General features: G+C 49.5%; 17 protein-coding genes. All 17 read right to left on the bottom strand.

The features are described 5' to 3' along the window. Nucleotides 1-2: 2 nt before the first annotated feature. Nucleotides 3-1484: a protein-glutamate methylesterase/protein-glutamine glutaminase gene (locus tag WKI47_RS01370; RefSeq protein ID WP_340225383.1), complete on the bottom strand. Its 1482-nt coding sequence runs from the start codon at nt 1482-1484 to the stop codon at nt 3-5. 33 nt (nt 1485-1517) lie between these two features. Further along, nucleotides 1518-2414: a MinD/ParA family protein gene (locus tag WKI47_RS01365; protein ID WP_340225382.1), complete on the bottom strand. Its 897-nt coding sequence runs from the start codon at nt 2412-2414 to the stop codon at nt 1518-1520. Next, nucleotides 2411-3832, bottom strand: a complete 1422-nt coding sequence (gene flhF / locus WKI47_RS01360) for a flagellar biosynthesis protein FlhF (RefSeq protein ID WP_340225381.1) — start codon at nt 3830-3832, stop codon at nt 2411-2413. The genes WKI47_RS01365 and flhF overlap by 4 nt, the downstream gene beginning before the upstream one ends. After that, the gene (gene flhA / locus WKI47_RS01355; protein ID WP_340225470.1) at nt 3829-5862 is read right to left on the bottom strand and encodes a flagellar biosynthesis protein FlhA; all 2034 of its coding nucleotides are present in this window, start codon (nt 5860-5862) and stop codon (nt 3829-3831) included. Before flhA ends, flhF begins: the two co-directional genes overlap by 4 nt. A 22-nt stretch (nt 5863-5884) precedes the next feature. Beyond that, nucleotides 5885-6973, bottom strand: coding sequence for a flagellar biosynthesis protein FlhB (gene flhB, locus WKI47_RS01350; protein ID WP_340225380.1), 1089 nt, complete (start codon nt 6971-6973; stop codon nt 5885-5887). Nucleotides 6974-7001: 28 nt separating this feature from the next. Further along, nucleotides 7002-7799, bottom strand: coding sequence for a flagellar biosynthetic protein FliR (gene fliR, locus WKI47_RS01345; RefSeq protein ID WP_340225469.1), 798 nt, complete (start codon nt 7797-7799; stop codon nt 7002-7004). A gap of 12 nt (nt 7800-7811) precedes the next feature. Next, nucleotides 7812-8081 carry a flagellar biosynthesis protein FliQ gene (gene fliQ, locus WKI47_RS01340; RefSeq protein WP_340225379.1) on the bottom strand — a complete coding sequence of 90 codons (270 nt, stop codon included), beginning with the start codon at nt 8079-8081 and terminating at the stop codon, nt 7812-7814. 38 nt (nt 8082-8119) lie between these two features. Then, entirely contained in the window at nt 8120-8893 is a 774-nt protein-coding gene (gene fliP / locus WKI47_RS01335) for a flagellar type III secretion system pore protein FliP (RefSeq protein ID WP_340225378.1), read from the bottom strand. Further along, nucleotides 8890-9432, bottom strand: coding sequence for a flagellar biosynthetic protein FliO (locus WKI47_RS01330; protein ID WP_340225377.1), 543 nt, complete (start codon nt 9430-9432; stop codon nt 8890-8892). Before WKI47_RS01330 ends, fliP begins: the two co-directional genes overlap by 4 nt. A 12-nt stretch (nt 9433-9444) precedes the next feature. Then, entirely contained in the window at nt 9445-9810 is a 366-nt protein-coding gene (locus WKI47_RS01325; RefSeq protein WP_340225376.1) for a response regulator, read from the bottom strand. A gap of 28 nt (nt 9811-9838) precedes the next feature. Then, nucleotides 9839-11176, bottom strand: coding sequence for a flagellar motor switch phosphatase FliY (gene fliY, locus WKI47_RS01320; protein ID WP_340225375.1), 1338 nt, complete (start codon nt 11174-11176; stop codon nt 9839-9841). Then, on the bottom strand, nt 11166-12164 hold the full coding sequence (gene fliM, locus WKI47_RS01315; RefSeq protein WP_340225374.1) for a flagellar motor switch protein FliM: 999 nt from the start codon (nt 12162-12164) through the stop codon (nt 11166-11168). The genes fliY and fliM overlap by 11 nt, the downstream gene beginning before the upstream one ends. Nucleotides 12165-12247: 83 nt before the next feature. Next, nucleotides 12248-12712, bottom strand: a complete 465-nt coding sequence (locus WKI47_RS01310) for a flagellar basal body-associated FliL family protein (protein WP_340225373.1) — start codon at nt 12710-12712, stop codon at nt 12248-12250. Beyond that, nucleotides 12712-12936 (bottom strand): flagellar FlbD family protein, encoded by a 225-nt coding sequence (locus tag WKI47_RS01305; protein ID WP_037282365.1) that lies wholly within the window; start codon nt 12934-12936, stop codon nt 12712-12714. The genes WKI47_RS01310 and WKI47_RS01305 overlap by 1 nt, the downstream gene beginning before the upstream one ends. Nucleotides 12937-13006: 70 nt before the next feature. Further along, on the bottom strand, nt 13007-13831 hold the full coding sequence (gene flgG / locus WKI47_RS01300) for a flagellar basal body rod protein FlgG (RefSeq protein WP_340225372.1): 825 nt from the start codon (nt 13829-13831) through the stop codon (nt 13007-13009). Nucleotides 13832-13998: 167 nt separating this feature from the next. After that, on the bottom strand, nt 13999-14373 hold the full coding sequence (locus tag WKI47_RS01295) for a TIGR02530 family flagellar biosynthesis protein (protein WP_340225371.1): 375 nt from the start codon (nt 14371-14373) through the stop codon (nt 13999-14001). Further along, a complete protein-coding gene (locus tag WKI47_RS01290) occupies nt 14370-14990 on the bottom strand; it encodes a flagellar hook capping FlgD N-terminal domain-containing protein (protein WP_340225370.1) in 621 nt (206 codons plus the stop codon). The genes WKI47_RS01295 and WKI47_RS01290 overlap by 4 nt, the downstream gene beginning before the upstream one ends. Between the last annotated feature and the right edge of the window lie 9 nt (nt 14991-14999).

Below are 14999 nucleotides of genomic sequence, written 5' to 3'. Positions count from 1 at the left end.
AGTTAAGATTTGACGACCTGGTTTAATTTTGTTGCAATTTGCGGCAAAGGAAGCAGGTGCATAACACAGTTTAATTCGGCTGCCGAGCGGGGCATGCCGTAAACTACGCAGGTCTCTTCGCTTTCTGCGATCGTGGTGGAAACGCCCGAGTCGTAAAGCTTTTTCATTTCTTTTGCCCCGTCGCTTCCCATACCCGTCATAATCACGGCATGGCGACGGATTTCATTCATGGCTAACAGGGAGTCGAACATTGCACCAACAGATGGCTTATGGCCGTTTTGCGGCGGAGCATCAGACAACTCGATTGCATACTGGCCGCTGCCGGAGCGCTTGACGAGCAAGTGTTGACCGCCCGGTGCAATATAGGCTGTTCCTTTGCGAAGCGGCATTCCATGCTGGGCTTCAACCACCTCAAGCGGGCTTAGCGTGTTTAAACGTTGGGCCAGCGAATGCGTGAACTTTGGCGGCATATGCTGCACGATCACGATTGGAGCGGGGAAGGAAGACGGGATGTTTTCAAGTAGTTCTTTAAGTGCCCGCGGGCCGCCCGTTGAACATCCAACCGCTACAATCTGGTCGATATGATCACCACCGGAGGCCCGGGTTCCGGAAGCTGGCGGCACAGCTTGACGTTCAGGAACCTTACGCTCCGGCACTTGGCTTTTCGGCGTGGAGGCCGCTGGTTTCGGCGCAGGAGCTACAGCTTCGACACGCGTCTGCGGCTTATCTACTGGACTAGGTGTTCGTGTTGCTGCCGTTTTCTTGTCTTCCCGAACAATAGCCGGACGACTGGATGATGGCGGTGCGGCTGCCGGAGTAACCGAAGGCTTTGGCTTGGATGCAGGAATCGCATTCCGCTGCGCGGCGGCCGATGTTCCTCCGGAAGGACTATCTTTGCGCGGACGGCTTTCCGGGCCCGAAGGCTCGGTCTTCGGACGCGGAGCTTCGAAGCTCCGTTCTTCCTGCCGCCGGACAGGAACCTCGGGCGTCTCGTCAGGCTGGTGTTCAGGCGCTGACGGAGCCGGTGCTTCCGCGACCGCCTGGGCAGCCACGATAGGAGACGGCTTGTCTTTGCGCCATGCCGAATCGTGTACAGCGGCATGCAACTGGCGAAGCAATGCCTCGCCTACGGCTTCGATGTCTTGCGAGTTGGATACCGACGGTTTGCGGATAAAGTCAAAAGCTCCCGCTTCCAGCGCCATGATCGTTTCTCGCATTCCTTCTTCATTGATCCCCGATAACATGATAACGGGGAGCGGATATTCGTTCATAATATGCTTAAGCGATTCCAATCCGTTCATTTCGGGCATTTCTACGTCCATCGTTACGATGTCGGGCTTGATTTTTCTAACTTTCTCGACGGCTTCACGTCCATTTTTGGCCGTGTCTACGACCGAAAACGATACGTCCCTTTCAATCAGGTCAGATACGATCTTCCGCATGAAGCCGGAGTCGTCAACCACAAGCACGCGATAGGGTGTCATATCCTCAACTCCTGTCCTGCTCCAGAATCAGTTTCACCGTTTTAATAGTTTGCGTACAAAGCTTTTGAATCCTTTCGGCGAATCGGCTCGAACCTGCAAGGATTGTTGTGCGTAACGAGATGCCAGCTCTTGGATGTCTTTCGAAGCCTGACTGTTTGGAAACCGGATAGAAAAAGGCGTCTGTTTTTTTACCGCCTGACTCACATGCGGGTCATCGCTTACGTGGCCGAGTACAGAAATGTCCAAATGGAGAAACTTTTCCGCTACCAGCCGAATCTTGTCGGCGGTTTGCTGGGCCTCGCGCCGATCCATGGCACGATTCACAACCAGGCGAAACGATGCAGCATGTTCCAAATCATGAACGACCTTGACCAAGGCATAAGCGTCGGTAATCGCAGTCGGCTCCGGCGTCGTAACCACAATACATTCGTCGGCAGCCGTAATGAAACGAATCGTTTCCTTGGACAATCCCGCACCGGTATCAAACAGAATGTAATCCATATCATGTGCCACTTCTTCGATCTGTCGGGTAAAATAAAGCAAATCTTCTTCCGAAAGAGAAAACAATTCGGTCAAACCCGATCCCCCCGCCACGAAAGGCAGCGAATTGGGACCCGACTGGATGATCTCACTCATGCTTTTTTCCCGATTTAACACATGAAGCAGATTGTACTGGGAACGTACGCCCATCAACACGTCGATATTGGCCATTCCGATGTCGGCATCGAATACGAGTACTTTCCGCCCAAGTTTCTGCAATTCCAGGGCAAAATTCAAAGTGAAGTTCGACTTTCCAACACCTCCTTTACCGCTGGTGACAGCAATGATATGGGCTGTCTTTTCCTGCGTACCGGAGGAGTCGCGTTGCCTCGAAGGGTCGGTTCCGAGCGAAGAAATCAATTCTCTGAGCGCCGCGGCCTGATCACTCATATCGTTTGTTCTCCCAGCAGGACATCAACGAGCAGATTTCCACTGGGAAGCAGCAGATCATCCGGCACGTTTTGTCCATTCGTGATGTAAGAATACTTGAGCGGGTAGCGATAGAGCAAGCTAAAAATACTACCAAAACTGCCCGTCTCATCAGCTTTGGTAAAGATCACTTTGTCGAGTCTGTACTGATTGAAGTTATCTGTGATTTCTGCCATGTCCATATATTTGGATGTCAGGCTCAGCACAAGATAAGTCTCGCTGTACTCGGCGGGAGCGATTAGCGCCTGGAGCTCGGATACAAGCATTTCGTTTCGGTAATTGCGTCCGGCTGTATCCATAAGAATGAGATCGCAATGCTCAAGCTTCTGAAAGGCTCGCTGCAAATCTCCCGGCGATTGCACCACTTCAAGAGGAACATTGAGAATGGACGCATACGTCCGAAGCTGTTCAATGGCGGAAATTCGGTAGGTATCTGAGGTAATGAAGCCAACTTTCCGCTTTTTCTTGAACATCTGCTCTGCAGCCAACTTCGCGATGGTTGTCGTTTTCCCGACACCAGTAGGACCGGCAATATAGACAATGCGGATGTCGTCGCCAATCCCCCCTCCTTCACGATTCTCGATGAAGGTACGAATCTCCTGCTGAAATTGCTCAGCGGATGAATCTGAAAAGGCAGGACCTTCCTTAGCGCGCACTTGGTCCAGCCATTCCTGAATCAAAGCTTCTTCGACATGCTGCTCTCTGAGGCGCTCGAGCAACTTTTCCAAACTTTCCGGCACAGGGTTGGATTCGTCTTTATTGCGCGAAAGCTTGTCGATCATCAAACGCATCTGATGCAATTCTTCGTAAAGCCGGTCTTCGCGCGAAGGCACGCGCTCACCCTGGTATTCGCGGATACTTCGCTCCAACTGACGTTGCTGTTCGGCTTGCAGCGTCGAATCAGACTGTGCTTGAGCGACTTGAGCTTTAGCCGGAACCGCCGCCAAAACGCTCCCGCTAGACAAATTATCGGAAGATTGAGCCTCAGGTTTTATACGTAGGTCTTCAAGACCTTCATTTAAATCGGAAACTGCGACATTTTTCCTAATTTCAGGAGAAGATTCGACAGATTCAGATTCCGCTTTTTGTAGATTGGTTACATTGCTGGCTTTCCGATAAGCTCCGGCTCCTGCACTTCGAGGAATAGCCGCCGGAACGGGGAGCGGAGCCGCTGCGACTTTTGGCCGAGCAGGCTCCGTTTCTTTTTTATCATTTTCAAGCGCAGCGACGACTTCCAATCTCTTTTTACCGAACAGACCGAAAACTCCGCCAACTTTAGTTTCTTTCGTGCTCAAAATAACGGCATCCGATCCGAGGTCCGTGCGAATTTTTTGCATGGCTTCGATCATTGTCTCGACTACATAACGCTTTACGATCATAAGTTCACCACTCCGACACTTTGAATTTCGACACTCGGTTCAAGCTCGCTATAGGAAAGCACCGGAATGTCCTGCATCGTGCGCTCAATAATTTGACGCATATACATACGGATTGTCGGTGAAGCCAGCAGGATCGGCTGTTGACCGGACTGGACCGCACGATTGACCTGTTCGGTCAGTTTCTGGTATACCGTCTGGGTAGATACAGGATCAAGCGCCAGATAGCTCCCCTGTTCGCTCTGCTGCACGCTTTCCGCGATCTTCTTCTCCAAATTGGGTCCTACCGTAATAACCCGCATCGTCTCCCCTTGCTGCGTAAACTGCTGCGTAATTTGACGGGACAAGGCTTGACGCACATATTCCGTCAAAATGTCCGGGTCCTTGGTATACGTACCGTAGTCTGCCAGTGTCTCGAAGATTGTGACCATGTCGCGAATCGAAATTTTTTCTTTAAGCAACTTCATAAGCACCTTCTGAATATCGCCAATTCCGAGAATCGAAGGAATAAGCTCGTCTACCAGCACAGGATAGCTTTCTTTTAAGTTGTCGATCAACGCTCTTGTTTCTTGACGGCCAAGCAGTTCGTGCGCATGCCGCTTCACAAGCTCTGTCAAATGGGTCGCGACTACAGACGGTGGATCGACAACGGTATACCCGGATAATTCTGCCCGTTCTTTAGTGGCTTCGTCGATCCATAGAGCCGGAAGGCCGAAGGCAGGCTCCATCGTCTCGATCCCGCTGATACTCTCATCATCGAATCCAGGGCTCATCGCCAGATAATGATTGAGCAACAGCTCTCCCCGACCTACGATATTCCCTTTGATCTTAATGACATATTCGTTTGGCCTCAGTTGTATATTGTCGCGAATCCGGATAACCGGAACGACAAGCCCCAGCTCAAGAGCACATTGACGCCGAATCATAATGATCCGATCGAGCAAGTCTCCGCCCTGCTGCATATCCGCCAATGGAATCAGGCCGTAACCGAATTCGAATTCGATTGGATCGATCTGCAGAAGGCTGACTACGCTCTCCGGGCTTCGAACTTCTTCGATCTGCTGCTCTTCTTCCTGCAATTCTTCCGCAACTTGCTGTTTGTTGAGATTTGCCTGCATTCGCCTTGCGGCAAAGAACAACAATCCCGAGAGAGGCAGTGTGGAGAACCAGTGAATCGGAGTCAAAATTCCGAGCAATGCAATTGCTCCGGCTACGATATAAAGCAGTTTCGGATAAGAGAAAAGCTGACCGACTACATCATCAGCCAGGTTACCTTCCGAAGTTGCGCGTGTTACGATCAGACCGGAAGCTGTGGAAATCAGCAGTGCCGGAATTTGGCTGACCAGACCGTCACCGATTGTCAGAATCGAGTAGGTCGATAATGCCGTTTGGAAGTCCATGCCGTGAATGGTCATCCCGATAATAAAACCACCGACCAAGTTGATAATCAACAAGATGATACTGGCAATCGCATCACCTTTAACGAATTTACTTGCACCGTCCATTGCGCCGTAGAAGTCCGCTTCGCGCTCGATTTTAGAACGTCTTTCCCGCGCCTGCTGCTCATTAATCAGGCCAGCGTTCAGATCGGCGTCAATGCTCATCTGCTTGCCGGGCATCGCGTCGAGCGTAAAGCGCGCTCCTACTTCGGCTACGCGTTCAGAACCTTTGACAATAACGATAAACTGGACAGCAACCAGAATCAGGAACACGATAAATCCGATTGCGATCTCGCCACCCGCGACAAATTCACCGAAGGTCGCGACAACCGAGCCTGCATCCGCCTGACCCAAGATCAATTTGGTCGTCGAAATATTAAGCGACAACCGGAAAAGCGTGGTGATCAGCAGCAAAGCCGGGAAAATCGAGAACTGCAAAGCTTCTTTGGTGCTCATGGCCAGCAGCATAATCAACATGGCAACGGCAATATTGATCACGATTAAAATATCGAGCAGCCAGGTAGGAATTGGCAGAATCATCATCAGAACGATTCCAAGCACGCCGGCAAGAATCACTATGTCCGTTTTCTTCATCATTTTCTCCCTCCGGGCTCGATTACTTCACTTTACCTTTTAGTTTATATACATAAGCCAGCACTTCAGCCACCGCTTGGAACAGATCTGCGGGAACCGTATCCCCGATCTCAGCCTGAGCGAACAACGCGCGTGCCAACGGCTTGTTTTCCATAATCATGACGCCATTGTCTTTTGCAATCTCCCGAATCCTTAGTGCCACGAAATCTTGTCCCTTTGCCACCACTTCCGGAGCCTGCATCTGATTGCCGTCGTATTTAAGAGCTACCGCATAATGCGTTGGATTTGTAATGATTACATCGGCGGTTGGAACGTCTTGCATCATCCGCTGCATCGCCATACGACGCTGCCGTTCGCGAATTTTGCCTTTGATCATGGGATCGCCTTCCGCTTTCTTGTATTCGTCCTTGATATCCTGCTTGGACATTCGGATGCTTTTCTCGAATTCGAATTTCTGGTACATAAAGTCGAATACCGCCAGAATGATCAATGCTGCGCCGATTTTTATGCCCAGAGACATTGTCGTAGAAGCGGCAAAACCAAGTATATCTTCGAGAGACATGGCGTGCAGTATAGAGATCACGCTCATCTGGCTTTGAAGAGTAGTGAAAACCAAAAATCCGATAACGGACATTTTTAGCAAAGATTTAAGCAGCTCCACGATCGAACGAAGCGAAAAGATGTTTTTTGCCCCTTTGATCGGATCCAGTTTGCTGAACTTTGGTTTCAATCCTTCCGTTACGAACAACAGTCCGTATTGAGCAAAGCTTGATAGAATCACAATGAGAATGACAGCGATAAAAATAGGAGCCAGAAGCTTTAAAATTTCCAGCATATACTGCATCATCATATTCATCACATTGTCGACCGTAATTTCCATCGTCATTCGGTTGTTAAAAACGTCTGTAAACATATGCGTGATCGATGTGCGAAAATTACCGCCGAAGATCATCAACATCACGATACAGGTTAACAGTAAGATTGAACCCGGAAGTTCCTGGCTTTTTGCAACCTGTCCCTTTTTACGGCTTTCGTCACGTTTTTTCGGTGTTGCTTTCTCTGTCTTTTCACCCGCAAACATCTGGAGGTCGAGTTTGTGCCTAAGCTCCAAGCTTCCCGCCTCCTCTCGCTATCCGTCATTATCCACCCGATCCGGGCCTTTCTCCGACTGTTCCCAAAAATCCTTGCATGGTCTCAGCCATCAATGAAAATAAATTATCGAAGATATAGGTCAAACTTGGCATTAGCAATAAAAGTAGAATAAGCCCTACTATAATCTTGATCGGAATGCCGATAACAAAGATATTGAACTGCGGAGCTGTTTTCGCCAGGAAACCCAGACCTACGTCCGTCAAAAACAAAGCGACGACGATCGGAGCAGCCATTTGAAAAGCAACAACCATAGCAGACGCAAAAGCTTTTAGAAAAAACTCGGTCAAGCTTCCGTTGTAAATCTCGACAAAAAGTTGATTATCGATCGGAACCCAATTGTAGCTGTAGACAATGGCGTCCAGCAATCGATGATGACCGTTCATGGATAAAAAAAGCAGCATCGCGATCATGTACTTGAACTGCCCTGTAAGAGGGGTAACCGCTCCGGTAGTCGGATCAAATACCGTCGCCATACCAAAACCCATCTGGATATCCAGAATCGCTCCCGCGATTTGAATCGAGACCAAAATCAGGTTGGCTACATATCCAAGCATTAAGCCTATTAAAATTTCTCTTACAATCAGAAGCACATAGCTACCGTCAAAGGCTGCCGTCTGGTTCACTCCGTAACTTAAATAGACCAAGAGCGCCACAATCGTTGCCAAGCCCACTTTAAACCGGGTCGGCACATTTCTTGAGGAAATCAGAGGCGCGACGATAAAGAATGATGTAATCCGACAAAACATAAGTAGAAAAACCGGAAAAGCCTGCATCAACGTTGTCATCATAAACCGGCCTTACCCTATATACAGATACAGGTTATTTAAAATGTTGTACGTAAAATCGACAAGCGTATTCAGAATCCATGGACCAAAGATCAGAACAGAGAACATGACCGCAACGATCTTAGGTACAAAAGCCAAGGTCTGCTCCTGAATTTGAGTCGTCGCCTGGAATACGCTGACGAGCAAGCCGACTACGAGTGCCAGAATCAACATCGGAGCACTGGCTTTCAATACAACGTAGATGGCTTGGCCTGCAAGGCCGATAATGAAATTTGAATCCATGTTACTCCTCCTCCCGAGTTTATCTGATCTCTACTGCCTCATCCCGAATCAAAACTGAGAAGCAGCGACTTGACGACCAGATACCACCCATCCACGAGCACGAACAATAAAATCTTGAACGGCAGCGAAATGACAGTCGGCGGAAGCATCATCATGCCCATTGCCATGAGCGTACTGGATACGACGATGTCAATAACGAGAAACGGAATGTAGATCATAAAGCCCATTTGGAATGCCGTTTTCATCTCGCTTATGGCATAAGCGGGTACCATGACAGTCAGCGGGATATCCTGGAAGCTTTCCGGTTTCTCCGCGCCCGTATAATCCATAAACAGGAGTAAGTCTTTCTCACGCGTATGTTTGAACATGAATTCCTTCATCGGAACTGCTGCTTGGTCCAGCGCTTCCATCTGCGTCAACTCGCCTCGTATGTAAGGCTGTAACGCCGTGTCATTGATGGAAGAGAGCGTAGGTGACATGATAAAAAGCGTTAAAAAAAGTGCCAGTCCCACGAGCACCTGATTCGGCGGCATTTGCTGCGTACCGAGCGACGTTCTGACGAAACTGAGCACAATGACAATACGTGTAAAGCTGGTCATCAGAACCAAAACCGCCGGGGCAACACTGATAACGGTAATCATGAGAAGAACCGACAAGGTACTCGTTGCCGGAGCTCCGTCCGAATCTCCGCCTATCTGAAGATCGATATTCGGAATCGGGTTTTCCGTGCCGGTCGCATGGGCGGTCGGCAACACTTGAATGAATAGAACAGCAATCAACAAGGCCAAAGTAATCGTTAATTTTTTTTTCATGGTTCCCTCGATCGGTCAACAGATTCTTCTTTTTCCAGCAAATCGTCGACCTTGCGTCGACGGTCCGAAGCTTCCCGCAAGCGGGTCTCGAACAATTGCTGGAACGAAGATGAATCGAGTTCCTCGCTTTCGGTAGGAGGATTCGATCCACTACGGAATCTGGATGTGAGTTTCTCCGCCCAGGCGGGCAGAGCGATGTTCGGGCCCGCGGCTTCCCGCTCCAATGCCCCGATCAACATCTCGACTTCCTCGGCGTCAGAGATTTTATCAATCAACGAAATGTTTTCACCCACGCCGATTAGATAAACACTGCCGCCAATCTCGACGATTTGCAACGATTTGTTTTGGCCGAGGCCGACTCCGCCGAGTGTACGGACAGAGCGGCCACCGAACCAGCCCCGATTTTTTTTGCCCAAGTAGCGGATCAAAAAAACGATAAGGGCGACGATCGCGATCAGGACGAAGATTACCCATACCAGATACGAATATACGCCGGTATCCGCCTTGAAGTCCGGCTGACCTTCGCTCAATAGCAGCATAGGCGATGGTCCTTACGCGCCAAGCGTTTTGTTGATCGCTTCGACGACACGGTCGGATTGGAACGGTTTAACGATGAAATCTTTTGCGCCTGCTTGAATCGCGTCGATAACCATCGCTTGCTGCCCCATCGCGGAACACATGATGACTTTGGCCGCAGCATCGATCTTTTTGATTTCTTTCAAAGCAGCGATTCCGTCCATTTCCGGCATCGTGATATCCATCGTGATGAGGTCCGGTTTAAGCTCCTTGAATTTTTCGATTGCTTGCGATCCGTCTTGAGCTTCTCCTACGACTTCGAATCCATTTTTTGTAAGGATATCTCTGATCATCATGCGCATGAAAGCTGCGTCGTCCACGATAAGAATACGGTTTGCCATTGATTAAAAATCCTCCCTGTCGATTACGTTATTGTAAGTTTTGAATTCGGTCCCACTGACTGACGATATCCGTTACACGAACGCCGAAGTTTTCGTCGATAACGACCACTTCCCCTTTGGCGATCAGCTTGTTGTTCACCAGGATGTCCACCGGTTCGCCGGCAAGCTTATCGAGCTCGACGATGGACCCTTGCGACAATTCGAGAATATCTTTAATCTGCTTTTGGGTCCTCCCTAATTCTACGGTGACTTTAAGGGGAATGTCCATCAGTAATCCTAAATTATTTTCATCCGTTTGTCCGTAACCGCCGTTCTGAAGGTTGCCGAACTGTACGGGTTGTACGTTGACGTTGCGTCCCGCATTCCCGTAATGGTTAGGCTGAGGCGGTTGCTGCTGCATCGGCATCTGTCCGTAAGCCGGATACTGCATGCCGTAGTCAGGCTGCATGCCCGGAGCGCCGTATCCCGGATAAGGCGGTTGCTGTTGTCCAGGAGCGCCGTAAGGCGGCATGCCTTGCGGTTGTTGTTGCCCGGCAGAAGCTGCATAAGGGTCCTGGTAAGGCGTGTTCTGAACAGGCGGTTGTTGCTGAACCTGCGGCTCTGGAGCGGGCGTTTGAACAGGCGGCTCCGATGCCGCAATCTGCGGTTCCGGTGCTGGCGGCTCTTCTTCGGTCATGCCTCCGCCCAAAAGCATATCCACCATGTTTTTAGCAAAATCAACGGTAATCAATTGCATAAGCGTCGAATCAATCAAGTCTCCAATCAGGAGGCGGAAAGAAACTTTGATAAGGGTCTCTTCGGCTGGAAGGTTGCTGACTCCGTCTCCGCTGCTGACATCCAGGATGTCGATAGCCGGAGGCGATATGTTAACAAAGCGATTAAAGATAGTAGACATTGACGTCGCAGAAGAACCCATCATTTGGTTCATGGCTTCCTGTACGGCGCTGATATGGATTTCGTTCAGCTCTTCGTCCTGCGGATCCCCTTCCCCGCCAAGCATGAGGTCAGCAATGATCTGGGCATCTCTTGTCTTGATGACAAGCGAGTTAATACCTTGGAAGCCATCGACATAGTTGACGTGAATCGCGACATGCGGCTTTGGAAACTCCGATTCAAATTGGCTTCTTGTAATAATCGAAACTTTCGGCGTCGTGATATCAACCTTGCGACCAAGCAACGTCGACAAAGCAGTAGCTGCGCTACCGAACGTAATGTTACCAATTTCACCCAGTGCGTCCTGCTCAAGAGGAGTCAGAAAGTCGTCAACGGTTTGACCGGCTCCAGCCGATACTCCTCCGTCGTCCGATTCGGACTGTTTCAGCAAGGCGTCGATCTCTTCCTGGGACAAATAATCTTTACTCGTCAAATTCCTCAACTCCTTCGTTGACGATCTCGTCGATTTGCACGGCGATCCGGTCTTTGATCATACCCGGACTTCCGATAAATTTCAGTCTTTCTCCGACACGGATGGCAAGGCCTTCTTCCGTAGCCTTATTCAGCGTAATCACGTCTCCCGGAGCCAAGCTGAGGAATTCGCGAATCGTCAGTTGGGACTGTCCCAGCTCCGCAATGACCGGAAGTGCCGCGCGGGTTACACGTTCGCGCAGCGCTTCGAGTTCTTCTGGAGCGCGCGCCTTTTTTTGAGAAACGAACCAATGGTGTACCGACAACTTGGACATGATCGGTTCAATCACAACGTGCGGAATACACAAATTGATCATGCCGCTCGTATCGCCGATTTTTGTGCTAAGCGAAATCAATGCAATGGTTTCGTTGGGCGACACAATTTGCATAAACTGCGGATTGGTTTCCAATGCTTCCATTCTTGGCGAAAGGTCGTAAACCGTCTTCCACGCCTCCTGCAGGTTCTCCAGTGCCCGGCTGAAGATACGTTCCATGATGATCGTTTCGATCTCAGTGAGCGCTCCTGGCTTAAGAGGGGCTGTTCCGCTACCTCCCAGCATCCGGTCCACCATCGCATACGCAATGTTCGGATGGACTTCCAGTACCATTCGTCCTTCCAGTGGCTCCGCTTCGAAAATGTTCAGAACGGTCATTTTCGGAATGGAGCGAATGAATTCGTCGTAAGGCAATTGTTCAACCTGTACAACGCTGATTTGAACAAAAGTACGGAGCTGAGCGGAAAAATAAGTGGTCAGATTTCGCGCGAAGTTCTCGTGAATTCGGGTCAAACTTCGAATATGGTCTTTTGAAAAACGTACGGCTCTTTTAAAGTCATAAGAGCGGATCTTGCGTTGCGTTTCTTCTTTTTTGAGTTCTTCCGCATCCATTTCGCCTGAAGAAAGTGCGGCTAATAATGCGTCGATCTCGTTCTGGGATAATACATCAACCAAACCTTTCACCCCCTCCCATAGACAGGGCCGTCCCAGCAGGCACGGCCCTGAACTCACTCGGTAAATCTAGAAGCAAAAGCCTGTTACATCGCCGCCAAGATAAAGTTTGTAATACTTACACTCACGACTTCGCCTTCCGGCATTGCTTTGTTGATGAGATTTTTAAGCTTTGTATTGAGCTGCGTTTTTCCTTTTGCGGTGCTCAAGGCTTCCGGCGTCGTGTCGGCGAGTGTCATCAAGATAATCGGCTTGATCGTAATTTCCTTGATTTCATCAAATTCGGCTTTGACTTTGGAATCGCTAAGCTGAACCGAGAAGTCCATTTGTACGACATAGGAAGGGTCCGACAAGTTTGTTTTGATGCCTGTGATGTCGGAGCTGACAGCTACGATTTCTTTGGCGCTAAGCTTTTTTTCCTGCTTGACTTCTTCTTTTTCCCCTGCTGCATTTGCTGTATCCTTGTTGTTGCCCAGTACCAGGAATACAGCCACTACGATTAACGTAATCGCCAGGAACATCGTAATGATCCATGGTAAAAGTTTTTTCATTATTCTTCTTCCCCCGTATTCTGCACTTTGATCGAAGCGCTGTGCAGGCCGATTGTGGCATAATATTCGGTCATCAGCTTGACGACGTCGGCGGCCTTTTCCAGCACGATCATACGCTTGCCGTTAACCAGTGTGACGTAAGTATCCGGCGTTTCCTCGACTAACTCGATCTGCAGCGCGTTAAGCCACAGAGGCGAACCGTTTAAACGAGTGACTGGAATCATGGTTTTCCTCCCGTAAAGCTGGCGGGAAAGCGACTTGTTTAAGCCGCTTTCCCGCCGCTAGTAATCCGGATTAACGTTTCAGGTTGACAACTTCTTGCAGCACTTCGTCAGATGTGGTGATGATTCTGGAGTTAGCTTGGAAGCCGCGTTGAGCGGTGATCATCTCGGTGAATTGATCGGTCAGATCGACGTTCGACATTTCGAGCTGGCCGGCTACGATGCTTCCTGCGGCTACGTTAAGTTCACCTTCTGCCGTTAAATCCAGTTCCTCTGCATCAGGTCCCATAGCATTTTGGCCCACACGATACAAGTTGCCTCCGGCTTTCTCCAAGCCTTCAGGGTTAGGTACGACAACTCGTGCAATCTGGTTATCTGTCGTGACTTCGCCTTCAGCATCTCTCATCGTTACCACTCCGTCGCTGCCGATCGAGAAGGAAGAACCTTGAGGTACAGTAATAGCTCCTCCGCCAGTATTGAGAACAAACATTCCGTCGGAATTCACCAGGTTCCCCGCACCGTCAACATGGAAGTCCCCGGCTCTTGTCAAAAATATATTTCCGCCCTCGGCGTCTGCCGTCAAGGCTACCGCGAAGAATCCGTTACCGTCGATCCGAAGGTCTGTAGGGTTATTCGTCGTCATTGCGCTACCTGCCAAATGAAGGGTGTCGATCGAGCCGATCGATACGCCCAAACCGATTTGCTTGGCATTCGCGCCGCCTCTCTCGTCTGTAGGAGCTGTTGCGCCTGCCGACGTTTGGCTGAGAATATCTTTGAACATCACGCGGGAAGACTTGAATCCGGTCGTGTTCACGTTGGCGATATTGTTACCGATAACGTCCAACTTCGTTTGGAAGCCTTTCATACCCGACACGCCCGAATACATGGATCTCAACATTAAATGATTCCTCCTATGGTTTCGCACATTTTTGAATTGATTTGCGTTGTTTGACTTAATTACATTTTACTTTCTTTGGTAGAAAAAGTCCCAGCTATAAAGTGCTATTTTTTACCGCGTCATGCGTTCGGCGGTAATCCGGCTTCCTATCGGTCCGGCCGGTGAAACTAGGAAACAATGACGGCACTGTCGATTTGGGTGAATACATTATCCTTCATCGAGCCTCCGTCGACCGCTGTAACAACCGTACGGTTACGGACGTTAACGATCAAAGCCATATCTTGCATCAGGACAAGCGATTCTTTGGAACCTTTTGCAGCAGCCTTGTCGATTGCACTACCCAGTTTGCGAAGTTGTTCGGAGTCGAACTGGATTCCTCTTTGTTCAAGTCTTTTCGAAGCATGCCCGCTAAACTTCAGTAGTTTTTCTTCAAGAACAGTTTGGAAACTTTCTTTTCCAGCTACTGATGCTGTTTGATTCCGCGAAGCAACCGGTGGGATTTTCGCCGGGTATAGCTGGCCTACGCGAATCGGGTCATTCATTTTACACCTCCGTCAGTACCGGATTCACTTGTACCGGCTGCCTCCTCTGTAGAGGATTCGGAAGTTTGTGTTCCGGATGTCTGTGCTTGTTGAGCAGCGGCATCTGTGTTTGTTTCACTCTTCGCTGTTTCTGTTGCCGTTTCAGCATTCGGTACTGTGCCCGTTGTTGGCGTTTCGGATGCTCCTGCCGGTTCAACCATGGTAATATCTGAAGTCGGAACCAGATATTCTCCTACTGCCGCATACATCTTGCCATCCTTTTGAAGAACCGAGGCTACATTGCCCGTCAGATAATTTTTGGTTTCCGAATCGTACCAAGTAATTTTCTGGCCGATCAATTGGGAAGCCGTTCCCATCGAAGAATTCATTTGCGTCAATTGAGTAGACATGTTCATCAATTGTTCCAAGGAAGAGAACTGTGCCATCTGTGCGGTAAATTGCGAGTTATCCATCGGTGCCAGCGGGTCCTGATTTTTAAGCTGTGCGATCAAGATGGTCAAGAACTGCTCTTTGCCCATCGTGGCGGAATCTGTCGATGTTTTTGCCGCAGCCTTCTGTACGTTTTGCGTCGAATAGTTCGGCCAAATGTTCGATGTCGAAACGTTGCTATCTGTCAAAAAGGTAAC

This window comes from Saccharibacillus sacchari (assembly GCF_037722395.1).
GTDB classification, from domain to species: domain Bacteria; phylum Bacillota; class Bacilli; order Paenibacillales; family Paenibacillaceae; genus Saccharibacillus; species Saccharibacillus sacchari_A.
Note: the sequence above shows the minus strand (reverse complement) of the source record. Positions and strands in the feature narration are given on the sequence as shown.

Coding starts and splice junctions, on each gene's coding strand:
- WKI47_RS01370 (WP_340225383.1), bottom strand. CDS start 1,484: ATGACACCCTATCGCGTGCTTGTGGTTGACGACTCCGGCTTCATGCGG.
- WKI47_RS01365 (WP_340225382.1), bottom strand. CDS start 2,414: ATGAGTGATCAGGCCGCGGCGCTCAGAGAATTGATTTCTTCGCTCGGA.
- flhF (WP_340225381.1), bottom strand. CDS start 3,832: ATGATCGTAAAGCGTTATGTAGTCGAGACAATGATCGAAGCCATGCAA.
- flhA (WP_340225470.1), bottom strand. CDS start 5,862: ATGAAGAAAACGGACATAGTGATTCTTGCCGGCGTGCTTGGAATCGTT.
- fliR (WP_340225469.1), bottom strand. CDS start 7,799: ATGACAACGTTGATGCAGGCTTTTCCGGTTTTTCTACTTATGTTTTGT.
- fliQ (WP_340225379.1), bottom strand. CDS start 8,081: ATGGATTCAAATTTCATTATCGGCCTTGCAGGCCAAGCCATCTACGTT.
- fliP (WP_340225378.1), bottom strand. CDS start 8,893: ATGAAAAAAAAATTAACGATTACTTTGGCCTTGTTGATTGCTGTTCTA.
- WKI47_RS01330 (WP_340225377.1), bottom strand. CDS start 9,432: ATGCTGCTATTGAGCGAAGGTCAGCCGGACTTCAAGGCGGATACCGGC.
- WKI47_RS01325 (WP_340225376.1), bottom strand. CDS start 9,810: ATGGCAAACCGTATTCTTATCGTGGACGACGCAGCTTTCATGCGCATG.
- WKI47_RS01310 (WP_340225373.1), bottom strand. CDS start 12,712: ATGAAAAAACTTTTACCATGGATCATTACGATGTTCCTGGCGATTACG.
- WKI47_RS01305 (WP_037282365.1), bottom strand. CDS start 12,936: ATGATTCCAGTCACTCGTTTAAACGGTTCGCCTCTGTGGCTTAACGCG.
- flgG (WP_340225372.1), bottom strand. CDS start 13,831: ATGTTGAGATCCATGTATTCGGGCGTGTCGGGTATGAAAGGCTTCCAA.
- WKI47_RS01295 (WP_340225371.1), bottom strand. CDS start 14,373: ATGAATGACCCGATTCGCGTAGGCCAGCTATACCCGGCGAAAATCCCA.